Source organism: Bacillus sp. FSL W7-1034 (assembly GCF_038593365.1).
Lineage (GTDB): Bacteria > Bacillota > Bacilli > Bacillales > Bacillaceae > Bacillus > Bacillus altitudinis.
Genome location: NZ_CP151989.1, coordinates 399,297 through 425,366, shown reverse-complemented (window position 1 = coordinate 425,366; position 26,070 = coordinate 399,297). Strand labels below are relative to the sequence as shown.

Sequence of the window (26,070 nt, the reverse complement as noted above, 5' to 3'; positions counted from 1 at the left end):
TACAATAAATGTAAAAAATTGAGGTCCGTTATGAAGATTTTCGCTATTCAATTACAACCTTTAGATGATAGAAATGCACGAAAACAAATAGAACAGCTGAAGCCTTTTGTATCACTTGAAAAACGCGCCGCCGTTGAGCGCTTTCGTTTTTTGATCGATGCAAGAAGAACGCTTTTAGGTGAGGTACTGATTCGTCACATCATTCATGAGATGTACGCACTGCCTATGGAACAGATCATTTTTGAAACAGAAGGGAATGGAAAGCCTGTTGTCCGGCAAATTCCTTCTTTTCATTTTAATCTTTCTCACTCTGGTGATTGGGTCGTGGGCGCAGTAGATGATGCGCCTGTTGGCATTGATATTGAAGAGATTAAACCGATTGATTTAGCCATAGCCAAACGATTTTTTTCAGCTGACGAATATCAAGATTTACTCTCACAGCCGGCAGAACGGCAGGAAGCCTATTTCTTTCATTTATGGTCCATGAAGGAGGCTTTTATCAAGCTGACAGGGAAGGGAATATCCTATGGTCTCTCATCCTTTACCGCTCGCTTGTCAAAGGATGGCCAGGCTACTTTGAGATTACCTGATCACGAAGCCCCTTGCGTTGTCCAAACATATTCGCTTGATCCTGCCTACCAAATGGCGGTTTGTACAAGAAAACCCGCTGCGGCTGAGCACGTCGAGATACTCACTTGTGAGAACATGCTATCTCGCCTTAATAACGTGTGATTTGTTGAAGTGATGACTTTAGCAAATCGACGCCTCGTGCGATTTCCTCTTCTTTTACATGCCAAATGTTCAGCTGAAGTATAGGCTCCTTTTGATAAGTAGAAATGAAATGGCGGTCGATCGGCTGAACCATCACAGAAGCCTTTTTTAGCTGCTGAATGAGCTGATTCATCGGAATGGACCGGTCGACACGAACGTGGGTATGAGTAGCTGGCTCCTCTTCTCCCAGCTCATAAGCGCCTTGATCATTTTTCAAACAGGCCACAAGTTGTTTGGATCGAGCTCTATAGGTCGCCTGCATCCTTTCTCTATGACGCTCAAACATCCCGCTTTTCAAATAAATTTCTAAAGCAGCCTGCGAGAGCATCGAGCTGTCTATATCAATAAGCCGTTTATGTTCACTAAAGGGGCCAATCAGCTCGTTTGGTAAGACGACAGCACCTGTTCTAAGCCCCGGAAAAATGATTTTTGAGAAGCTTTTTAAATAAATGACCTTCCCCGTCTGATCATATGAATAGATCGGGTCTCTTTTTGTATCGAATTCTAAATCAGCCAAATAATCGTCTTCAACGATGTAGACATCATATGCTTCGGCAAGGGCTGCAATCGCTATTTTTTCTTGTTTCGACAGACTCGTTCCAAGCGGGTTTTGAAACCTTGGCATCGTATAGAAAAAGCGAATATCCTCCTCTCGGAAGATACGCTCCAATTCCTGAAGGTCGAGTCCGTTTTCCGTCCGCTGAATCCCCCGGACAGGCAGCTGGTTTTTCTCTAAGTATTGGAGGAATAGGTGATAGCCTGGCTGTTCGACCAATATGGTCCGTTTTCCATTTGGAAACGGGATGGTGCTTAAAATCGATAAAGCCAGCTGAATACCAGAAGTCATGACGATCTGTTCTGGAGAGGCAAACACTTGATAATCCGTTAAACGCTTTGAAATGATTGGCAGTAAAGATGGTAATCCATTGGTGGTGCCATAAATAAATAAATCATTTTGATACAGATCAATCGCTTGATTGATGCAGTGCTGAAAATCGACATATGGAAACACAATGGGATCAGGCGCAGAGGAAGCAAAATCAATCCATGTGCTGCCCTTCTTAACGGCTGACTGATTGGTTTTCACGACAAAATAGCCACTTCTTTCTACAGAGTACAGCAAGTGTTCACGCTCTAATGTGTCTAGTGCTTTTATGACAGTGCTTTTGCTCACAGCATATTGAGCCGCTAAGTGACGAATGGATGGGATTTTCATTCCAGCATTGTATTCACCGCTCTCGATTTTGTTTTTTATATTCAACACAAGCTGATCATATTTCCTCACAGTACTACCCTCCTTGTACCGGTACAGATATCAATAACTCTTATTGTACACTTTACTTGATCCGTTTACGATAAAAAGACAGAACCGGTCAATTCAACTGAAGCATGCATGCTCGTGTAAGGAGAATTCTGATGGATATGTCAAAACAAAAAGCGTATGCTGCTTCGATCGCATACGCCTGTATTATTGGTTTTTCATTCTTGTTTGTCAAAGTGGCCTTAGCATCAGCGAATCCAATTGATGTATTAGCACACCGATTTACTGTTTCTTTCGCAGCCGCTCTTTTGTTATTTCCATTTTTACGAAAAAAGTACCGTTTTTCCATTCAATGGCGTGATCTCATTTACATTGTGCCATTTTCCTTGCTTTATCCTGTGTTGTTTTTTGCATTTCAAGTGTGGGGGCTGATGTTTACCTCTTCATCAGAGGCCGGCATTATTCAGGCGACCATCCCTATTTTGACAATGGTGCTTGCAGCATGGTGTTTAAAGGAACGCCCTACCTCGATTCAGGTGCTGTTTACCATTCTTTCTGTGTCCGGGGTGATGCTCCTCTTTGTGGTGAAGGGAATTGATGTGAAACATTCTCATCTCATTGGTTATGTGCTGATCTTACTTTCAGCCTTATCATCCAGTGCCTATAGCGTATTTGCCAGGGTGATGACACGGCGATTCCATGTCATTGAACTGACTTTCGTGATGACATTCTTTGGATTTGTCTTCTTTAATGCTGCTGCTCTCATTCGGCACTCGGTAAATGCTACACTACCGCAGTTTTTCAGTCCGTTTACGCAGCCATCCTTTGTATGGTCTATGCTCTTTTTAGGCATTCTCTCTTCACTGCTCACAGCGTATTTATCAAACTATGCTCTTTCCCACCTTGAAGCAGCAAAAGTGAGTATCTTTAACAATCTTTCTGCTTTCATTACCATTGCCGCTGGCGTCCTTATTTTACATGAAACGATTGATATGGTTCACCTCATCGGGGCTGTGCTCGTTATTGGCGGAGTGATTGGCGGGAATGTGGTGAGGAAGGGGAATTCATAAAGAAAACGGCCCTCGTTTGACGGGGCCGTTGTTTTCTTTTATTGGCTGATGAATTGCCTTTTTGTTGTCTGCTCAATGACATGCCTCATATGTTCTGCGAAGTGTTTTTCTAATTTCCCTAAATGGGAGAAATAAATCCCATTTTTGTGAAAATACGAAAAAACCTTTATATCAAAAACCATATAACTTTTATATCCAAATTAGTTAAATACAGTATAAAAAACCTATTTATCATATACCCTTTTTCTGTATAATATGGGTATATGATCAAGAGGGAGGTGAAAAATATGGAAATGGGATTAAAAAACAGATTTTTTGCAATTTTAGGCTTGAGTCTTATTTTCACTTTAACTTTAACAACTATGGTTTTATTGACTCTTGAACCAGTTACACCTTTTGCAAATCTAGTAGCTAACTATCCTCAAATACCTACTTGGGCATTGACTTCAGTTAGTGCAATCCTAAATGCAGCTGGTACAGTTGGAGCCATTGCGGCAGTTTTAGGTACATTTGGACTTGGTGCTATTGCTTCTCTAGTAATTAGTTATGCTAGAAAATATGGAGTTAAATACGCTATTGCTTTCTAATTTTTTAAATAGAGAAGGTGTAATCGCCTTCTCTTTACAATTTTAAAATGGAAGTGTTGTAAATGCATAAATACTTAACATTCACTAAGATTTTGTTAATCAATGATTTTAGAAATCATAAACGTAATAATGCTCTCATTTTTGCATTTTTTTCTTTCTTATACATAATTGTTCCCTTATTGTTAGGTGTCTTAGCCGTTTATTTCATAAAAAATCTATCAACTATCTATATATCATTTTTCATAATAATATTAACAATAAATATTGATAAAAGTTTGATGAGGATCCTTTTCTCTAAAGATAAAAAACAGATGGCTATATTAAAAATAAGTATTGATCAATACATTTTCGCCAAAGACATGAGCAAGTTTTTCAGTATTATTGCTAGCTTATTATTCTTTTTTTCAGGATCATTGTTAACGAATTTAATTATAAATGGTTATGATCAATTTCTCACTTTAGCATCTTTGGGCGGTACCGCTTTTATTTTAGGATACCTACTTAGACTACATCTGTTGTTAATACTTTCAAATCCTAGATTTTTTTCTATTTCATCTACAATTGGATATATAACTACAGGCATTATTGCACTTTGGATATTCACAGTATTCAATTTCAACTTATTAAAAAATCCTTTACCTATAAATTCAATATATATCATTGTGACATTTGCTTTAATTAGTATTTTGTTAATGATTAATTGGAATAAAAGAGTTCGTAATGTGCCAATTTTTCATTTTCGGAATAAAACTACAGGAAAACAAGATGAACAATCCAGAAAATTTAACTATGTTTTTCTTTATGAAATTATACTTTTATTGAGAAATCCACCTATACAATGGTCTGTTTTACTTTTTATACTAACAATATCTGGAGGTTTATTTGGTTTAATTTTATATGGCGTTCAAACAAATCAACTTGAAACACTGAATATAGAAAATGATTTTTTGTTTATTTTTAGTGTTATTTTTCCGATGATCTTAATATCGAACGCAATACAACCTTATGTCTCATTCGATATCGATGGCCCAATCCTTCCTTTAAAGCAGAAATTACCTAATTTGGTTAACAATAAAATAAAAACAAAATTAACTTTATCTATCATACTTCATTTGTTTTTTTGTGTTTTATATATCATATTTTCTACTTTTACTATAAAGTTAGATCAGCCAATTTCCGTTATAATTACTCTAATAAACACTTGCTTTTTAATAGCTACTTGTACTGTCGGTTCGACAGTTTTATTTCCTTATTTCAAATGGGAATATGTATATCAAGTTCCAAGTTCTCTTAGTAAATTAACCTTAAATATTTGCTATGGGTTTATTTTAGCTTTATCAGTTATTTCCTCATATAGCAGAGTTTATTATATTTTGACAAATATAGTTATGATTACCAGTACCATCATAATTATATTTTTGATATTTACATTTTGGGATAGAACAATTAATAAAAACTATAAATCGTTTAAAACATTATTTGAGTGAGGGATTGTATGTTATCAATTCATAATCTAACCAAAGAATACAAAGAATCTAATTTTAAAGTAAAAATTCCTGAGATGAATTTTCAAAAGGGTTCAATCATTGGACTCTTAGGAAAGAACGGAGCAGGAAAGACTACTATTTTAGAGATGATTGCAGGATTAATAATTCCAGATGACGGTCAAATTTTAATTAATAGTAGTAAGCAAAGTTTTTCTCATGTTGGGTATATGGAAGACGATCCTACTCTTTTTGAAAACTTAACGTGTTTTGAATTGATAAAATATCAATCTATGCTTGTGGGACAACCCTTAAACAATGATCAAATCAATGATTTATTGAGCAAATATGGGTTAGCAAAACAAGCTCATCGTCGTACATCAAATCTGTCTCGAGGAATGCGACAGAGAATGTCTTTTATTTTAACCATATTACACAATCCAAATATCATTTTATTAGATGAGCCTTTTACTGGTCTAGACCCAACAAACATGGCTGATATGAAAAAACATTTAAGAAGTTTCAGAGACGACAACAAGATCATTTTACTATCCACACATATCATTCAATTTGCAGCAGATTTATGTGATGAAATTCTTTTTATTGACAATGGTAGTATCATACACTCAGAAAAAAAATCTTCAGGAGTGACGTTTCATGAAGATCAACTTGAAAGAAAGTTTTTCGAGAAATTATCTTAAGTATTTTTCAGTTTTTTTAATGTTTTTCCTAGGGGGTTTTATCTTAAGTATTTTTGCTTCAACATTTATAAATAGTATAGATTTTAAAAACAACGTACAGATTGACAGCTATCAAGAAATTTTCATTAATAATCTATCTGTATCCCTCCTCATTTTAATATCTGGAATAGTTAGTTTAGGCTTGCTGTCTAGCATTATCATATTTTTAAATGGATTTTTCCTTGGGGCTTTTTTTATATCATATACTTATATATATGGAATTGATATAGCCTTATATTATATTATTTTCCATTCACCTCTAGAAATTGTTGGTTTGTTTCTTTTTTATTTTGTATCGTTCGATATATCAAAACACATTTTACAGTACATACTTTCCAAAGATAGAATTCCTTTTAAAACAAAAGGAAAAACATATTTAAAACAGCTTTTAACAGGGTTGTTTTTGTTGTTTATTGCTTCGATTATTGAATTTTATTTTATAAAAATTTGATATTGAAAAGGATGTTAATATGAAAAAACACATTATATTAGTAAGTCTACTCTCTGGTATTATAGCCTTTATCCTTTCTATATTAAAAATGGATGAAATTAATAAAAATTTACTAGATCTTCAACTTGATGGTAATCAAGATATAATTGAAGTGAGTAAATGGATAGGCATATCACTTGCAGTTATTGGAGAAACATTTAAACCAATAATAGAAGTATTACTTTTTTCATTAGTATTGTTTCTAGGTTTTGTTACACTCGGAATAAATCAACCATATAAGAACATATTTAAAAGAGGGATACTCTCTTATTACTGCATTTTAATGGGTAATATTATTGTTATTATTTTATACCTATTGAATGTATCTAATGCCGAGCAAATGATCAAACTTCCAATTTTGTGGAATCTAAATATTTTTGTTCTAGTCTCTTTTAGCTTATGGTGCTACTCCTACGTAAAGGACACAGAAAACAGAAATTATAAATTTTACATACCGTTTGTATTATTATTCTTATTTTCTCTAGCTATATCAGCGTTTTCCAGTTTCATTCCACAATAAAAAAAGGCCCATATTGGGCCTTTTTTTAAATCTTTATCACTCGATCTTCTATTGTCTGCTCAATGACATGCCTCATATGTTCTGCGAACTGCTCGAGGTGTGTGTTGATATACATGTGGCCTCCTTCGAAATCAGTGCGTTCGATGGCGTTTGCCCATGTTAGCCAGCCGTCTGCGTCTTCCATGCATTTCTTATCTTGCTTTCCGTTCAATAAATAAACGGGTGATTCAATGATTGTTTTGTCTGTATGCTGGAAGGATTCTAATGCTTGATAGTCGGCACGTAAGGATGGTGTAAAGTAATCCATCATTGGCTTGTTCTCTAACAATTCTTTTGGAATCCCGCCCATTTCAGCAATATGCTGAACAAATGCTTCATTCGATAAATGGGTCAATATTTGTCTTTTTGTTTGCGGCGGCTGAATGGCAGAAATGACAACTGCTGCCGGATCGATGCCTTCCTTTTCTAGCAGCTGAGTCAGCCTGTACACCACAAGTCCGCCCATGGAATGTCCGAACAAAATAAATGGACGGTTTAATTTGCCTGTCAGTCCTTCTTTATACAATTCAGCCAGCCGGTCAATGCTTGTTTCAAGCGGCATGAGGTTCGTTCCATGACCCGGAGGCTCTGCTGCTGTCACTTCGGCCGTGTCCTTCAGCTGTTCAAAGAGCGGACGATAAGAGGCGGAATATCCGCCTGCAAAAGGAAAACAAATAAGCTGAATGAGATCTGATTTTTTTTCAAAGGTTTTAAATAATTGGTTCATACGTCCTTACCCCTTTACGATCGTTTCAAGAATCTGCGCAAGTTGATCTGCCTGCGGTCTTTTCATCATGGTCACATGGTCGCCTTTTATTTGATAATACGAGCACGTTTCTCTCGTGTAAGCTTCCCAATCGGCAAATTTTTTCTGGAAATCTGTGGCGTGATCGCTGCTTTGTATAATATAAAACGGCACAGAGAATGGGTCTTTTTCTAATTCAATGGCTTGTGACATGATGGTATTATGAGTCTGCATTTGCAAGTATTTATCTAAATAGTGATCATTCATAAATTGATGAACGACTTCATCCTTTTCTGCTTCTTTGAGGATTTTCTGCTTCACTTCTTGGAAGCTGAGCCCTTGTAATGCTTCTGGTTTGATGCCAACGAGGTTCCCCATACCTAGGACGAGGGCCAGCATTTTCACTTCTTCTTCGTTCATATCGGCATGAAGCGCTTGATCTGCCTCATCTCTTAATACCGGAACCGTATCTAAAATGATCAATCCTTTTGGCGCTTTTCCTGCATGACAGAGTCTCTGATTCATTCCGTAAGCAAGATGTCCGCCCATGGAATGCCCTGCCAAATAATCAATGCCTGGTCGATAGAATGTCTCAATGGCTTCAATAAAAATGGTGACAAGCTCTGTATAATGAAGGAATTGTGGTTCTTCATCCTCATACAAGCCTGGAGACTGCAAGGCGTAAACAGCTCCTGCATGTGTCATGAGCTTGGCCACATCGATATACCCCATCACCGTTCCACCAGCAGGCGGTGCAAAGAAAATTCTCGGTTCAGCCGGATCCCCTTTTTTCAACTCGATTACATAGTCTTTCGGCGCTCTTTCGACAGGCTCGCCTGTTTCTGGCACTGTGTCCAAATATGCCGCTAACTGTGCTGGCGCTGGGTGCATGAAAATCCACTTCGGATCAACACGGACACCTTTTTCTTTTAATTTGGCAACGGCTTGAATACTCATAATGGAATCTCCACCTAAATCAAAGAATGAATCATGAATTCCTACTCGTTTGACACCAAGCACTTCACTGAAAGCCGTCACAATCAGCTGCTGTGTTTCTGTTGCCGGTTGATCGTCTTCATGTGAGGAAGAGACTGCGTCTGTCGGCTCCGGCAATGCTTTTTGATCGACCTTCCCATTTGTTGTGACAGGAATTGCGTCAAGTACGATAAAGTAACTTGGAATCATATAGCCTGGCAGGCTTTCCTGTAAAAATGCTTTCCATCCGGGAACAGGCTCTCCCCCATCTGTGACAAGGTAGGCTGCCAGCCGGTTTGAGCTGCCGTACGTTTTAGCAATGACGGTACATTCTTTTACTTGTGGGTGTTTGAGCAGGGCTGTCTCAATTTCTCCACATTCAATTCGGTAGCCTCTAATTTTGACCAAGTTGTCTTTTCGGCCAAGGTATTCAATACTGCCATCAGACCGCCATTTCCCTAGGTCACCGGAACGATACAGTTTGTCCCCTTTTAATGCCGGGAATGGATTGTCAATAAACCGCTCCTGCGTACGCTCTGGGTCATGCAGATATCCTTTTGCCAGCCCTGTTCCGCCGATATAGATTTCTCCTTTGACGCCTGTAGGTACTGGATTGAGATGATCATCTAGTATGACAACCGTTGAGTTGGCGACTGGCACACCGATTGGCACTGATCTTGCATCCTCGGGTACGTGTGTGACTTGATAAGTGGTCGCTAATGTTGTGTTTTCTGTTGGACCGTAAGCATTGATCAGCACACCCTTCATATGTGGCAATGCCTTTCGTGCATGCTCACTAGACATGGCTTCTCCGCCAACGAGTAATGTACGGTATCCAGCTACACTTTTTGGATCATGCTCAATCAACCGGTTGAATAATGCAGTTGGCAAACAGTTGGCTGTGACTTGATGCGTTTTGATTAAACGAGTTAATTCGTCCATATTCAGAGCAGCATATTTCGGGATCAGAACCAGCTGACCGCCATTGAGCAGCATTCCCCATAATTCAAAGGTAAAGGCATCAAATGCATAATTAGACAGCTGAAGCATTTTATCTTCTGAACCAAGCTCAATATAGTTTGTTTCTTTCACTAAGCGGACCACTCCTGCATGAGGAAGCATCACGCCTTTTGGTGTGCCTGTTGAGCCTGAAGTGTAGTTAACATAGGCAAGCTGGTCTTCTCCTACAATCGATTTTTCCCTTTGATACACTGCGCCTGTTTCTGGTAACGGCTTGTCCATTTCAATCTTTGTGCCGCTCAGATCGTCTAAACGATTGATCAGATGCGACTGGGTTAAGATGATATGGCTTTGTGTATCGCGAACGATCAGACCGATACGGGCATCTGGATACTCAGGTGACATCGGTACATAAGCAGCACCCGACTTGACGATCCCTAGAACTGAGACCATCATGTCAAACGAACGATCAAACAGCATCGGGACAAGTGAACCGGGTCCAACGCCTTTTGACTGTAAATAGGCAGCCAGTTTTGTCGCCTTCTCGTCTAAATCTTGATACGTCATATGCTCTTCCATATAAGATACAGCAATCCGGTGCGGGTCACGCTGCACTTGTTCTTCAAATAATTCTTGCAGCGTACGCTTTGGATAAGGCGTGTCAGTTTGATTTTTCCCTATGATCATGGCATCCTGTTCTGTTTTGTCCATGACGCAAAAGTCAGCAAATGTCCGTTCAGGCTGAGCCGTCATGCCATCTAACAGATTGAGATAATAATTCATCATACGGTGGATCGTTTCTTGCTCAAATAAATCCGTATTATATTCCACATGGATAGACAGCTTGTCCTCCTGCTCAAATACATGCAAGGTGAGATCAAATTTAGAGACGGTATGATGGACCATCACTTGTTCCGATGTCAGTCCTTTTAGGTTGATATCCAGGGAATCAGTGACATACCCCATGGCGACTTGGAAGATCGGTGAACGACTTAGGTCTCTATCCATTGAAAGGTCATCCACAAGCTTGTCGAATGGATAATGCTGATGCTCAAAGGCTTTTAACGTCATTTCTTTCACCTTTGCCAGTAAATCGGCAAAGGTATCGGCTTTTGAAACGTCCTGTCTCAGCGCCAATGTATTGACAAACATGCCGACGAGCTTCTCTGATTGTTCGACATCACGGCCAGCGATCGGCGATCCAACAATGACATCTGTTTGTCCAGACAACTTGTGAAGTAGGACATAATAGGCTGACAACATCGTCATAAATAGTGTTGTCCCCTGCTGCCTCGACAAGGCATGTAAACGACGAACAAGCGGTTCATCTATCACGATTTGCTCTGTAGCTCCATTAAATGTTTGAATCGGCGGACGAGGACGGTCAAACGGGAGCTCTAATACCGGCAACTCTCCTTGTAACGTTTCTAGCCAATAGCTCTGAGCCTCATGGTGGTTCTTTAATTGCTCATTCTCCCAATGAACATAATCGGTCCATTCAATCTCAAGTGCAGGTAACTCAGGCGTTTTCTCTGATAATAGCGCACCATACACGACTTCTAATTCTTGAATAAGCAGGCTGAGCGACCATGCATCGGAAATGATATGATGCTGCGCACAAAGCAAGTAATATTCCTCTTTCCCCATATCAACAATTGTCCATTGTGCAAGCGGTCCCCGTTCTAAGTCATAGATGCGGTTCGCCTCTTGCTGAATCAGCTGTTCCAATCTTCTCGCTCTTGTTTTTTCATTAAATAATGAGAAATTCGCAACGGTTACTGATGGCGGAAGATCTTCACGGATGACTTGAACCGGCTTGCCGCCAATGGTTTGAAATGTTGCGCGCAGTGCTTCATGACGTTTTGTTAAGAGACCGATCGACTTTGTTAACGTTTGGATGTGTAATTGGCCCATCAGCTTCCAAGCACCTAATATATTGTAATGATGGCTCTTTTCTAATGTAGATAAGAACCAAATCCGCTGCTGAGCGTGTGACAGTTCATAGCTTGTTCGTTTTTCCAGCTTTGGAATGCTGGCTTCCTGAATAGCTGGTGCTCCATTGATGTCATCGACCATTTGTGCCAAGTGTGCCAGATTCTTGCTTTCAAATAATATTTTTAGCGGTGCCTTTATTGAAAACTCATGATTAATACGAGAAATCGTTTGAGTGGCCTTTAATGAATGTCCACCAAGGTCAAAGAATTGATCCTCTTTGTACACACGATCGACTTCTAAAATATCCTCCCATATGGCCGCAAGCACCTGCTCTGTCTTCGTTTCTGGCAATTGCTTTTCAAACGGCTGTGCGTGTTTGTGATGGAACTGTTTGAGGGCTTCATGATCAATAGAGCCATCTTGTTTTTTCGGTATATCTTCCACTTGCCTGATGTCCCATTTCCCCTCTATGATTCCTGTGATCTTGTCAACATCCACTTCTTTGCCTGATTGCACCGTATAGTACAGTTTCTTTTCAAAATGTGGTATTGGTGCTGGTTGAAGATGTTCAGCGATTTCTTGATTCGCCCCATCTAGGCCAATAAATAGATGCGCTTCATTCAGCCGAACACCTAGACATAATGAATGGAGTCCTTGTTTTTTTCCAATCAATTGAAAGCCCTTGCGAACGGTTAACGCAGCCCCAGTATGTCCCTTAGACAAACCAAGATTATCCCACATGCTGAAATTCAACGAAATCGCTCTTCTTCCCTCATGATAGGTAAGAGCATGTGCGAGTCCATCTAAAAAGCTGTTCGCCGCAGAATATGCGCCAAATGTGGTGCCGCCAAAAAAGCCATTCACTGATCCAAAAAAGACGAGTGGAACTGACGGGTCATGCTTGAAAGCTTCCTGCAGCACCCAAGCACCATCTGCCTTCCCTGAAAGTTCTTTGACGAAATCTTCTTCTGTTGTATGAGCCAGTGTGTACGTATCCACATGCTGAAAGTGCTCAGATACATTGCCAGCACCGGCTAAATGAAGCGCTCCTCGGATCGACTGTCCGAAATGCTTTTCTGCTTCATAAATCGCCCGCTCGACGTCACATAAATTCGTCACATCGGCTTGTACATAAAGAACGTCTCCCTGATCTTTAAGTTGTGAGAATGACGCCTCTTTTTCTCTGTCTTCTTCAAGGGATGTCCGTCCAATTAACACGAGCTTCAAGCCAAATTGGAGCATTTGCTTAGACAGTTCAAATCCAATACCGCCAAGCCCGCCAGTCAGCAAGTACAAGCCTTCATATTCTAAAAACCCTTCTGTCTGAGGTGCCGTCATCATATTCACTTTTTCCAGCTTTGGTACGAGGCGCTGGCCATGCCGGTAAGACACTTCTGCTTTCAAATGAATCGCACCTAGTTCGTCCGCAATATGTTTGGCATCCTGTTCCACATTCTCCGCTTCAATATCAAGGTGAGACACTTCTGCCCCTTCCCATTCTTGCGGGATGGTTTTTAATAATCCGGCAAGAGACGTTTTCTCCACATGAAACTCATCTTGCGGTTTTACAAATTGACCACCTTTTGTGACAACAACGAGACGCATCGGCTCTTTATTTTCTTGTCTCAATGCTTGATACAAATACAAAATGGATTGGCTAGTGCTTGCATTCAGTTCTTTGAACTGCGCAGGGCTCGCAATCATCTCCGTGTCTGATACATTCCACAAGTGGAGCATACGGTCAATTTTTAATTCATCGGCTTCAAGCGCCGCCACAAGCCTGACGTAATCCCCCTTGATTCGAGGGTTCATCTGATACATCCCTTTTGACAGGCGTAAAAATTCATAACCCTTTTTCACAGAAACATAAGGCAGGTTCATTTGTTCAAATTGTGTATAAAGCGATTGATAAAGCCCTTTTTCATCCTCAAATACGAGTACATGATCAGTGGAGACTGGCTGAGATGGACCGATATTCTCTTTTACCCAAATACGTTTAAAGAACCAATCTGGGAGGGTTTGTTCATTTTCCGAAGCAAGATCAAGTGCACGTTCAATGTCATGAAATACCCCATCTTTCAGTGCCGCACCTAGTTGGGCACGTTGGATTTTTCCGCTTTCTGTTTTCGGAAATTGGTCTTTTTTCACCGGAATGATATGGTCAGGTTCGATTCCCATTTTGCGAATGATGCTCTCTCTAATCTGCTGAATCATTGTGATTTGATCCTCTATCGAATCCTTCTGCGTGACAAAAAAGACGGCGAGTGTGTCATTACTTGATTCGGGATTGTAAATGCCGTACGCAGCGGCAAAGGTGACTTCAACCCCCTCAACTTCTTCCACAACGGCTTCAATTTCGTAATTCAAATAGTTCGCTCCGTTGATGACGATGATATCCTTTTCTCGTCCTGTGAGGACAAGGCGCCCTTCATGAATAAATCCTAAATCTCCTGTATGAAACCAGCCGTTTTCCGCAAATACTTCTTCATTGGCTTCCTCATTTTGATAGTAGCCCATCATAATCGTTGGACTCTTCACCTGCAAGCGGCCGACTTGATCTTCTGGCAACACTTGGTGATGCTCGTCTACAATCCGAATCCATACAGAAGGGATGGGTGCACCGACTTCTGTAAAAGTTATCTTGTGCGGATGATCGTGCGTCACATATTGAATCTCACTTGTTAATGAGGTCTGATCAATGGTCAGTTGTCCACCCTGATCATCATGACGCATGAATTCTTTTGACTGGACAATGGCTGATGATGTTTCTGACATGCCATAAGCCGGCACCATCGCATGGCGGCTTAATCCGTGCTCACCCATGATGTGCATGAAACGCTGCGTCACTTTAGGAACAACTGCTTCGGCGGCGTTCATGATATAGGTCAAGGTGGAGAGATCCCAGCTCCCTTTGCGAATGTCGTCTTCATATTCATTCATCATCGCAAAGGCAAAGTTTGGCGCCCACGTCCTTGTGACACCGTATCTTTCTACCCAATCCAGCCACACCATCGGCCGTTCGATAAATTGATCAATGGATGGACTAATTTGCTGGCAGCCGAGGTAGACATCATGGACATGAAACATGACAATGCCCCCTACATGATCAAGCGGCATCCAGTTCATTGATACATCCTCATGCGTGAAACCATTTGCCTGCTCAAAGGAAATGATTCTAGATAAAATGCTTTGATGGTTGTGCCGGATACACTTTGGCACACCCGTACTTCCTGAGGACAGCAGCTGAAGCACAGGCTCATCCGGCTCTGGCTCATAATGCTGTTCATCTGGGTCACAGGCAAGTAATGTTTCGATTGTTAAAATCGGAATCGCTTTTGATTCAAACGTTTTACGTAGCCCTGCAATGTCCTCAGCACTCGCTTCGTTTGTAATAATGAATGGTTCATTTTGAAGCTGAAACACGCCCTTGAGCTTGTTCACACCTTGATTCATTTCATCATACACAGGCGGTACAGAGACTGGGGTTGGAATGATTCCACCGAGAATACAGCCCCAGAATACCGTGATAAAATCTTGATGGTCCTTCAATTGAAGCAGCACTTGATCGCCGTTTGAAAGTCCGGCTGCCCTTAATCCAGATAGGACACGTTCCGCTCCTGTGAGTAATTCCGGGTAAGTCTGGATCACCTCATGACCGCCTTCTTTGAGATACGTGACTCCGCGATTTGGTGACATAAAGGCGGCTCGGATCAGTACCTCTGTCAATGTGACTGGTGTACCTGGTTTTCTGATCACATCACCTCCATAAACAAGAGCTGGTGGTTTTTCTTGTACGGAGGATTGTATGGTTTGGCTGACTTCATCTTTTGAAAACGATTCGTTTCCATTTGTACGCTGTCTATCTGGGAAGAGGTCATCTAAATGATAGGGTGTTTGTTTTTCTGTCTGACTCTCTATCAAAACGGCTGCTTCCTCTACTCCATCTATGGCTTTCGTGCGCTCTTCTATCTTTCTCCGTTCCTCTTCATCTAGTACATCAATGGCAAGCAGCGCCTCGGTATCGACCGCTCCATTTTCTTTTCGCGGCAAGGAAGGGACGAGGACGAGTGCGGCTGGCACTTCATCAGGATGAAGCGGGCCTCTCATCAAATCCTCTCTTGTCAACGAAGGGTCCTTCGCCTGTGCAAACAGCACAAGCGATAGGCCTCCTTCTTGATTTTTCTTCGGGATGAGCGCACATTCCTTTAGTGGAAAGTGAAGCATGAAGACTTTCTCTAATGCTTTGAGATCGATTCGTTTTCCATTGATCCTGACAATATGATTTGCTGCATTTCCTTTTCGTCTACTAACTAGCATTCTTCTTCTCCTCCTACATCCAATCCAAAATCTGAATCTTGCTTTCTTCCGTCCAAACGCCGACATCCCCTGTCGGATAAAGATATTCGCCTGTTTGATGTTTGAATGGATGCGGAATTTTATGCGCCTCCATCCAATCGGCTAGCTCTCCAAAAAGTGCTTTGATCTCTTTGGCGCCGATAAAAATATCTCCAGGAAATCCAATCGGCATGAGCTGATGTTCTTCATTCAGGACATATATTTCCGTTTCATAGGCAGGATCATGTACGCCTGCATAAACTTCTTCTTGGTCTGGGTATAGCACGCTGACATGTGCGTTTTTCGCCCAATCACTGATCATCCGCTCTTTTTCCTCATTTGTCACAATGGAGAAGGAAGATAGCGGCGTATCCACTTGTTCTGTCATGGCTTCAAGTGTGTGAATCAGCTGCTGCATCAGCGTTTGTATTTGCTTTTCTGTATATTGATTTAAGTTGTATGTGATCCGAAGCTCCAGCGTATCTCCCGGCACTGCGACAAGGGTTAAGTCATAATTTGTTTCTTCATGACTGGCGATGTCTAAAATGCGTACGCCATACGGCTCAATGGACTCAATTGGATAGTTTTCAAACACGACAATGCTGTGAAACAATGCCTCTCCATTTGGAATTTCCGTCATCTGCTGAATATCTGGCAATACGGTATACTCGTATTCTCTCATCTGAAAAACGGTTTCCTGTGTATGGGCGAGCAATCGCGCAATCGTCCAGTCCGAATGGATCGGTAGACGAAGCGGCAATGTGTTAATAAAGAGCCCTGTCATGCTTTCCACTTCTGGTAAGTCGGCTGGCCGGCCAGATACGGTCACCCCAAATATGACATCCTCTGCGCCCGAATGAAGGTGCAAGAGCAATCCCCACGCTGATTGAATCAGTGTGCTCATCGTGACCTTCTGCTTGCCAGTCAACTTCTCCAGCTTCTGCTGCGTCTCTGGCGTCAGTTTGACGCTGGACTGCGCCATGCTTGCTTCTTGGTCTGAAGCATGTTCTTCGCCGTCTCCTGGAAGCGGTGTCGCTTCCTCTACACCTGACATGTAACGCTGCCAGAATTCTTGCGCCTCCTCTTGATCCTGCTTTTGCAGCCATTCGATAAAATCTTTATATGGACGGACTGTAGAAAGACTGATCTCTCGTTCGTCCACAAGAGAGCGATACAGCGCAAAAGATTCCTGAATAAAACTGAACAAACTCCAGCCATCGATTAAAATGTGATGAAAACTAAAGACAAACGTGCATCTTTCCTCATCACAACGGAATAAAGCAATCCGAATCAGCGGTTCATCTATATGGTCTAAATTGAAATCCTTTGAACGATCAGATACTAAAAAGTGTTCGATTGTCTCTTCTTGCTCCGCATCACTCAGGTGGCGCACATCGTGCTGAGTGAGGTGGATGCTTCCTTCTGATTGAATGAACTGAACAGGCTCCTTCAGCCCTTCCCAAGCGAATTTTGTTCTCAAAATCGAATGACGTTCTACAAGAAGGTTCCAAGCTTGTTCATAGGCATCACCGTTTGTTAAGCCTTGGAGCGTCATATGCACCTGACCAAAATAAGCTTGTGAGGCTTGATCTAGCAGTGCATGAAACAGCATTCCTTGCTGCATTGGAGACAGCGGATACACATCGACTACATTGTCTGGAAGTTCATCTATTTGCTTTTGCGTAAGCTGAACCATCGGAAAATCAGATGGTGTAAAGCCGCCGCTCGTTTCAACACAATGCGTCAAGATGATCTCCATTTTTTCTTTAAAACGTTCAGGTAACAACCGCACCTCTTGATCTTGCAGCAGTTCACGATTGATCATAAAGTTCATCTGCAACTGACCATCTGTAACATATCCATACACATCGATCAAATGCTGTCTTTCTGCTTTCGGATCGTGAACATGTCCATTTCGTTCGTCTGCGATATAAAGCTTAGCTTCGCCATCTGCCTGATCTAACTGACCGAGGTAATTAAAACTCATCTGCGGCGCTACCGTTTTGAGTAAACGAGGTTCTGTCATGTATTGAAGCAAACCATAGCCGATTCCCTTTTGCGGCACAGCTCGTAAGGTTTCTTTGACGTCTTTGATTTGTCTTGCAACATCGGTTTGTATAAAAGGAATAAAAATAGGATAAGAGCTTGTAAACCAGCCGACTGTCCGTGACAAATCCATCTGTTCAAATAAATCCTCGCGTCCATGCCCTTCTAACGTGATGAGCATTGGCTTTCCAATGGCTTGCGTGAGTCCTGATAACAGTAAATCGTTAATCTCTGTTCGGTATGCTTGTGAGGCCTGTCTAAGTAACATATCTGTTTGTTCCTTTGTGAGCTGAACCGACAGGATCTCTGCATGTTCTTCTATATTAGAAAGCGCAGGCAGTTGGAAAGGAGAACCTTCTTCCTCTTGATCCTTGATTTTTTGCCAAAAAGAGGCCTGCGCTTGTAATTGATCTGTTTGTGCATATTCATATAAGGCATCTGCCCACTGCTTATAGGAGGCGGTTTTTTTCGCAAATATGATGTCCTGCCCCGTAGCAAGCTGTTTCAATCCATTTAGTACATCTTCTTGTATCATGCGCCATGATATGCCATCCATGACGAGATGGTGTGCAGCAATAAAGAGCTCAGACGTGTCTTCACCTGTATGAAAAAGAATGGCTTTGATCACTTCTCCGCGCTCTAATGACAATGTTCCTTGACAGGCACTTGTCTCCAAGCGGATTTGTTCCCGTGCTTCCTCCTGAGATACATCCGTCACATCAAAGAATGTGACACATGGTGTGACACCAGGCTCACGAATGGTTTGAATCCATGTGCCATCTGCCTCTTTTGTATATATAGCTCTCAGCATATCGTGATGATCGACCAGTTTTGAAAGAACCTGTGTTAACTGTTCATGTGGAACAGATCGCTTCATTTCAATATGCGCCGATAGATTCCAATAATCTTGATTGGTCATCGATTGCTCAAAGAACCAAGATTGAATCGGGAGAAGACGAACCTCTCCTGTCACAGGTGATTGGTCATAGACCGTAGAGACCTCTGCCTTTCTCATCACTTGTGCGAGTTGTGAGATGGTCTGTTTTTCAAATACATCTCTCGGCTGGATGACGTAGCCTTCCTGTGCTAAGCGTGCCACCATTTGTATGACAATAATGGAATCTCCGCCAAGCTCAAAGTAGTTATCATGGACGCCAATAGAAGGAACGCCTAGCAGCTGAGACCACACTTTTTCTAACACACGTTCTTCCTCAGTAGCTGCTTTGTCAATGGCTGTTTCTACTTCTTCTTGTCTCCACTCTGGAGGCGGAAGACGCTTTTGGTCTACCTTGCCATTTGGCGTGAGCGGTAATTCATCCAGCTCTATTAATAGGCTTGGCACCATATAATCTGGCAGGATGTCTTTTAAGTTTTGGCGAATGTCTTGCGTGGTCATGCCGCCTTTTTGGACAAAATAACCGATCAATCGCTTATGACCACTCTCGTGCTGATACGGGATAACGGCACATTCTTTGATGTCATCAAATGTCAGCATAGCGGCTTCAATTTCTCCACATTCCACGCGGTGTCCACGAATTTTCACTTGATGATCGATTCTTCCAAGACAGTCAATGATGCCATTTGACAGCCAGCGGCCCATATCGCCTGTTTTATATAAACGCGCTCCTTCTTGGAAAGGATGCGGGATAAATGATGATGCTGTTTTTTCTTCATCTCCAAGGTAACCAAGTGCTAGCCCTGTGCCGCCAACATAAATTTCGCCGATGACGCCTTGCGGAACTGGCTGCATTTGGTCATCTAATACATAAGCTTGTGAATAAGCAATAGGCTGTCCAATCGGGACCGTCGCCTGATCTTCTTCCAGTGCCCGAATGTGATGCACACAGGAGAATGTTGTATTCTCTGTTGGTCCATAACCATTTAAAAGCCCTTCAGGCAAATACGGTAGTGCTTTTCGGATATGAGCGGCTGATAAGGCATCTCCGCCGACCAATAATGCATGAAGTCCAGATAAAGCTTCTGGATGTTCTTCTGTTAAACGGTTGAACAGCGGCACAGTCAAGAACCCTGTTGTAATCTGATAAGTTTTTAGTGCTTCCGCTAATGTATCCATTGATAAAATGGTATTTCGATCCGTCAGTATGAGCCTTCCCCCGTTTAAAAGGGCACCCCATATTTCATACGTAAAAGCATCAAAAGAGAAGCTGGCGATTTGTAAAATGCGCGTTTGTTCATTAAGGGTGACATAGTCTGTTTCACACACAAGCCGGACGACCGCTTGATGCGGGATCAGTACTCCTTTTGGCTGTCCAGTTGACCCCGATGTGTAATTGATATAAGCAAGTCCATCAGGTCTTAGTGCAGCGGGCATGACCTCTGCTTCTGGTAAAAATTCTTCATACCCTTGATCAAGACAAATGAGTTCCGTTTGATGGATGGATACTTTTTTCAGCCATTCATTTTTTGTCAGTAAAAGCTGAATCCCTGTATCTCTCAGCATATAGTCAATGCGGGCATCTGGATATTCAGGATCAATTGGCACATAAGCCCCGCCTGCTTTCACAATGGCCAGCACCCCAAGAATCATTTCAGGCGATCTGTCGATGAGCAGTCCAACTGGTTCATGCGGCGTCACGCCTCGCTGCTGCAAATAGGCTGCTAGACGATCGACTTTCTCATGTAACTCTTGGTACGTCCACTCATCTCCCTGGAACTCGAGCGCCACTGCATGAGGTGTCTTTTTCACTTGCGCTTCAAATCGTTCCGTCATGAGTAGCGGACCTTTTGGTTGATCAGTCTTGCCGCTCCATTCATAGAGCATTTGATGCTTTTCTTTCTCTGGCAGGAAATTCACTTGTCTGATCGGCTGCGCTGGATTTTCACAAATGCTTTCAAGCAGGTGCTCGTAGTATGCGAGGAATCGCTCCATTGTGTCATCAGAAAATAAATCCGCATGATACTCCAGTTTTAACTGAAGGCCTTCAGCTCCTTCAAACACAAACAGGGAGAGATCAAATTTCGCTGTATCATTATCTTCAATGGCTAAAACCGACGTCGCCTCCCCCATTGGAGATGCTTCCAGCGGTAAGTTTTGCAGAACAAACATGACCTGAAACAGCGGCTGCTTACTGGCATCACGCACAATATTCAATTCATCGACCACCATCTCAAACGGCACATCCTGGTGTGCATAAGCACCGACGGTTGTCTCCTTCACTCGCTCTAATAATTCCGTAAAGGCTGGATTCCCGCTATGGTCGATCCGAAGCGCCAATGTATTCACGAAAAATCCGATTAAATGCTCCATTTCCGTTCGATTTCTCCCAGCAATGACCGAGCCAATGACAAACTCATCCTGTGAAGACAATCGATGTAAAAGGGTAGAGAAAGCCGACAGCAAGGTCATATACAGTGTGCTGTCTGTTTTCTTGGATAGCGCCGCAATCTTTTTAGACAGTGACTTCGACAGCTGATATGTTTTCGTCTTCCCTTTGTAGGATTGAACGGCCGGCCGCGGATGATCATACGGCAATACCAAATCTTCAACAGGTGCCGCAAACTGCTCCTTCCAATAGGCAAGCTGCTTACGCAATGGTTCTCCTGTCAAATACTCCTTCTGCCACAGTGCGTAATCCGCATATTGAATAGGCAGTGCCGGCAAGTGAGGCTCTCGCCCTTCGATCGCCGCTGTATACCACTCAGATAATTCTCTTGCAACAATGCCAATCGACCAGCCATCTGACACGATGTGGTGAATGGACATAAGCAAGATATGCTCTGCGGATGAAAGTCGAATCAGCTTCACTCGAAAGAGCGCTTCGTGTTCTAATTGAAAAGGTGTGGATGCCTCTTCTTTCGCCCATTCAGTCGCTTTTTGTTCTTTCTCTTCCTGTGACGCTATGCCTGAAAGGTCCATCACCTCAAGCTCTGGCAGGGCCATCTGTTCATGAATGACCTGTACCGGTTCATCCCCGCTCATCGTAAAGGACGTTCTGAGCGATTCATGTCTTTCCACCATATGATGCAGACTTTCCTGAAGCACCTTGATATCTAAAGGCCCATTCATCCGAAACGAAATCGTATTATTGTAAAATGGCAGATCCGGCTCTAATTGATAGAGGAACCACTGTCTTTGCTGGGCATAAGACATCGGAATTTCCTGACCCTTCTCCATTTTTCTCATCGGAATCACTTCATCTGCTTTGGCATTTGAATCGATCCAGTCTGCTAATTCTCCGAGTCTCGTATGTTCAAACAACACAGCAAGCGGCACGTCAAACCCTGTTTTTTGTCTAACCGCAGACAGCATTTGCGTCGCCTTCAGCGAATGACCTCCTAGTAGAAAGAAATGATCGCCGCAGTTGACATCTGAGACACCGAGCAGCTCTGACCAAATGTGTGCGAGCAGTTTCTCCGTTTCTGTGTGAGGTGCTCTGTTGTCTGCATCCATTCCGCTTTCCTCTATTAATTCATGAAAATATGCCTCGTCTGGCGATCCATCTTCTGTTTCTTTCCAATATTCCTCAGGAAACAAATGTACGGCATATTCACCAGATAGACGGGACTGTAAACATGTATGAATCGATTGATAAAGCCGCTCTTCCACCGCCTTTGTTTGATCCGTTTTGAAAAAGACGTAAAAGGTCTGCTCTGTTTGCATCTCCGCATCCGCATGGATCATCTCGTGAATCTCTTTCTTCGATCGATCCAATCCCGCATAAATGAGCGGAGCATCTGTCATCAGACATGCGAGCATCGTTTGGAAGCCTGCCTGCTTTGAAATTGGAAGATAACCTCTTTCTTTTAACATGCCTTTTATCATGGAGCCTTCACTCATACCAATCTCGTCCCACATGCTGAAACTAAAGCAATATGGCTTCACTGTAGATGTCAGCTTCTGATAATGAGCAAATTGTTCCACGAACTCATTGGCAGCGCAATAAGCGCCGACAGTCATACCGCCCTTTAGCGTTCGGGCTGACGAGCTGGAAAGAAATAAAACATTCCTGCGTTTGGAGGCAGCTTCATGAAGCGCAATCGTTCCATATACCTTCGCTTCATACATGTCATTCAGAGACACAGATGTCATATCAGCAAGTAGTTCTTCTTGAATGATACCTGCGAAATGAATGATGCCATCCAGCCTTTGATTTCCAGCGACCTCATGTCTAGAGATGATCGCTTCCACCTCTTTTTCAGCCGTGATGTCTGCTTTCTCATAAAGAACCTTGCCGCCATGCACTTTTGCCTGCTTTTCTAGCAAAGACAATGTCTCTTGCTGGTCACTAGAAAGTGCCTCTCTCTCTTTCCTTCCAAGCAACACGAGATGTGCTTGATAAGATGTCAGTAGGTGTTCACTGACTAAACGTCCAATTCCGCCTAGCCCGCCTGTTATGACATAAAGCCCAGATGATTCAAATGGCGGCTCTTTCCTTTTCTGTTCCTTTTCCAAATGAAGAGGTGCTAAAAAGGGAATATAACGAACACCTTGACGATAAGCAGCGACATGACGGTCTTGGTCATGCGTGAGTTCTGCCATAATCGCCATTGCATGGGAATGACTAGATACCGATTCTGCTAGTGAAAAATCAAGACATTGCACCTTGATAAACGGCCATTCATGCTGAACTGCTGTCATCAGTCCGGCTGTCGTTGCTTTTTCTACATCGTGGATATGATCCTCCGGCACATTCATCGCATGGGCTGAGACAAAAGTGATGGCCACCTGCTCCTCATAGACGGAAATGGCTTTTGTTAAAAATAATGCACTCATGCTGCCCGTTTTCTGCGCTTGTTTCGCCTTGGCCACATAAAGCTTGTCTTCTTGGTTTGTATAGTTCCAAAGGTGAATGATGTGTTTCACCGAAACGCCATACGAACGGAGCGTCTCAAAGAGTTGTTCGTAGTCAGACGGCCGATTCGGGTGGATGATGAAGTGAGTGTGTGTGAGTTGTTTGAACGCTTGACCCGGTTCAACCGTAATGTATGTTTGTTCACTGTTTGCAAAAGATTTCAATTGATCTGCCAGTCCTAATGGATCTGCAAAGATCACAACGTCCCCTACGATCTGCTTGTCAGCTGCATCAAGTGGAGCTGGTATCCACTTCTTTTGATAACTCCAATCAGGCAAGGTATGTTCATTTTCAAGTCTCATGTCCATTTCCATGATCATTTCATCAAATTCGCCTTCTTGCCATCTTGTCTTGAGCTGTGCCCTTTCTATTTTTCCAGAGCTTGTTTTGGGAAATGCATGCTTCTGGACAGGAATGATGCGAGATGCAGACAAGCCCATTTTTGTTGCAATATGGGATTTAATGTGCTGACTTGCCCTCATAATATAAGTCGGCTCATACAGCTTCGGTGTAAAAAAGAGAATCAGTTCATCGGATGCAGAAGCCTCCATTCGGACGGAACAAGCAGCCACAAAGCTCGTTTCTACTCCCGGTACTTCCTCTGCTATGGCTTCAATTTCATAGTTGTGATAGTTTTTCCCGTTGATGATAATCATGTCTTTTTCTCTACCGGTTAGTGTCAGCCTTCCTTCGTGCAGGAAACCTAAATCACCCGTGTGAAACCAGCCATCCGCTTGAAATACTTCTTGATTCGCTTCGTCATTCCGGTAATAGCCCTTCATGGTGGTTGGGCCTTTTATTTGCACACGGCCAATATGATCTTCTGGAAGAAGCTCATGCTGATGATTGACGATGCGTATCGTGATACCTGGAATCGGTTTGCCCAGCTCTGTAAAGCTGACGGTTCCTGTCTCACGTGCTTCTGCTGGTCTTAGCTGCTCTGTCAGCGACGTTTCCTCAAAGGTCAGAACCCCGCTGTTTTCATCTCCACGCTCAATCGCAAAGGAAAACACAACCGCTGATGAGATTTCAGACATGCCGAAAGCCGGTCTAATCACATCTCCCTTTAAGCCGTGCGGAGCAAGCAAGTTTAGAAATCGGTGGATGGTTTTTGGAACGACCGCCTCTGCCCCATTGATCATGCAGGCCATCGCCGACAGATCCCAAGACCCTGATGAAATCTCTTTCTCATAATCGTTGATCATCGCAAATGCAAAGTTAGGTGCCCACGTCTTCGTTGCACGGTAGCGGTCCATCCAGTCAAGCCACCGCAGCGGCTGAGCGATAAAGTCATCTGTTCTTGCCCGAATCTGCTCGCAGCCTGTGTACACATTGACAAGGTGGAACATCACGATGCCACCAATATGATCTAAAGGCATCCAGTCTAACGAGACATCCTCTTGTGTAAATTGATTCGCTACCACTGTTCCTTTGACGTTCGCCAGCACACTTCTATGGGAATGCTCTACACACTTTGGCATCCCTGTACTTCCAGACGTTAAGATAAAGAAGACGGAATCATCCGGCGCGGCAGGGTGAGCGGCTGTATCTCTTTCTAATGTCAGCATCGGCTCAACTGCTGCGACACGTAATTGGTCTGTATGCCACAGTAAGGCTAACCCTTGCACCTCCTCGATCAGTGAGTCATCTGTTAGGATGAGCGGATGCTCGAGCAGCTTCCAAGCATGATGAAGCTTCTTCACTGCAGCATTCATCTCCCGATAGGTTGGGGCAGCTGACACAAGCGTTGGAACAAATCCGCCTAATACACATGCCCAAAAGGCAGTGACCATGGCATGATTCGATGAGAATTGAAAGAAAACAGGATCGCCTGCCTTAAGCCCCAGTGCCCTTAAACCAGTCAGAACCCTCTCGGCGTCTCCTTGTAACTGCGCATAAGATTGTGTGAGTTCGTTCTTGCTATTCACGATATACGTAAGCCCATTTGTCGTTTTTGCAGCCTCTGTTAAGACTTCCTGTAAGGTCTGTGCGCCTTGTGTGACGTCGAGATCCCCTCCATAGGAAAGAGCGGGCGGCATGTCGACCAAAGCAGGTACAGCCGTTTGCGCCTGTATCGCTTCCGCTGCGGCCTCCTGCTCAATGTGCTTGTCGAGAAATAAATGAGAGAGGTGATACGGCCGCGGTCGAATGGTTTTTTCACGTGAAAAAACAGCGAAGCGTTCGATTTCGTTGGTTTGTAAAATGGTTGTCTTTACATCTTGTAAAATCGCATCCATTGATTCATGTATACTCGTTTGGTTAATGGTTGATGGTTTCATATGAGTTCCTTTCCTTTTTT

Annotated in this window: 11 protein-coding genes; 7 read left to right on the top strand and 4 right to left on the bottom strand. The window is 42.7% G+C overall.

Annotation, left to right across the window (positions count from 1 at the left end; all coding sequences use genetic code 11):
- The first annotated feature begins 30 nt into the window (after window positions 1-30).
- Window positions 31-732 carry a 4'-phosphopantetheinyl transferase superfamily protein gene (locus NST73_RS02035; protein WP_342499334.1) on the top strand — a complete coding sequence of 234 codons (702 nt, stop codon included), beginning with the start codon at window positions 31-33 and terminating at the stop codon, window positions 730-732.
- Here NST73_RS02035 and NST73_RS02030 read toward each other — a convergent pair.
- On the bottom strand, window positions 719-2,056 hold the full coding sequence (locus NST73_RS02030) for a PLP-dependent aminotransferase family protein (RefSeq protein ID WP_342499333.1): 1,338 nt from the start codon (window positions 2,054-2,056) through the stop codon (window positions 719-721). The two genes, NST73_RS02035 and NST73_RS02030, sit on opposite strands and share 14 nt — an antisense overlap.
- 131 nt (window positions 2,057-2,187) lie before the next feature.
- On the opposite strand from NST73_RS02030, the gene NST73_RS02025 reads away from it, so the two are divergent.
- The 6 genes from NST73_RS02025 to NST73_RS02000 all read left to right on the top strand — a co-directional run bounded on the left by NST73_RS02025 (window position 2,188) and on the right by NST73_RS02000 (window position 6,923).
- Window positions 2,188-3,102, top strand: coding sequence for a DMT family transporter (locus tag NST73_RS02025; protein ID WP_024720178.1), 915 nt, complete (start codon window positions 2,188-2,190; stop codon window positions 3,100-3,102).
- A 287-nt stretch (window positions 3,103-3,389) separates the two neighbouring features.
- A complete protein-coding gene (locus NST73_RS02020) occupies window positions 3,390-3,689 on the top strand; it encodes a hypothetical protein (protein WP_047946183.1) in 300 nt (99 codons plus the stop codon).
- Between the two features lie 311 nt (window positions 3,690-4,000).
- Complete coding sequence (locus NST73_RS02015) at window positions 4,001-5,176, top strand: hypothetical protein (protein ID WP_234712506.1); 1,176 nt, start codon at window positions 4,001-4,003, stop codon at window positions 5,174-5,176.
- An 8-nt stretch (window positions 5,177-5,184) separates the two neighbouring features.
- Window positions 5,185-5,874: an ABC transporter ATP-binding protein gene (locus NST73_RS02010; RefSeq protein WP_047946185.1), complete on the top strand. Its 690-nt coding sequence runs from the start codon at window positions 5,185-5,187 to the stop codon at window positions 5,872-5,874.
- Complete coding sequence (locus NST73_RS02005) at window positions 5,831-6,364, top strand: stage II sporulation protein M (RefSeq protein WP_047946186.1); 534 nt, start codon at window positions 5,831-5,833, stop codon at window positions 6,362-6,364. Before NST73_RS02010 ends, NST73_RS02005 begins: the two co-directional genes overlap by 44 nt.
- A gap of 19 nt (window positions 6,365-6,383) precedes the next feature.
- Entirely contained in the window at window positions 6,384-6,923 is a 540-nt protein-coding gene (locus NST73_RS02000; RefSeq protein ID WP_047946187.1) for a hypothetical protein, read from the top strand.
- Window positions 6,924-6,948: 25 nt separating this feature from the next.
- Here NST73_RS02000 and NST73_RS01995 read toward each other — a convergent pair whose 3' ends face one another.
- From NST73_RS01995 to NST73_RS01985, 3 genes are read right to left on the bottom strand one after another with little or no spacing between them, the layout of a single operon-like run.
- The gene (locus tag NST73_RS01995) at window positions 6,949-7,689 is read right to left on the bottom strand and encodes an alpha/beta fold hydrolase (protein ID WP_326242057.1); all 741 of its coding nucleotides are present in this window, start codon (window positions 7,687-7,689) and stop codon (window positions 6,949-6,951) included.
- 6 nt (window positions 7,690-7,695) lie between these two features.
- Complete coding sequence (locus tag NST73_RS01990; RefSeq protein WP_342499332.1) at window positions 7,696-15,894, bottom strand: amino acid adenylation domain-containing protein; 8,199 nt, start codon at window positions 15,892-15,894, stop codon at window positions 7,696-7,698.
- A 13-nt stretch (window positions 15,895-15,907) separates the two neighbouring features.
- Window positions 15,908-26,050, bottom strand: a complete 10,143-nt coding sequence (locus NST73_RS01985) for an amino acid adenylation domain-containing protein (RefSeq protein ID WP_342499331.1) — start codon at window positions 26,048-26,050, stop codon at window positions 15,908-15,910.
- Window positions 26,051-26,070: the final 20 nt, after the last annotated feature.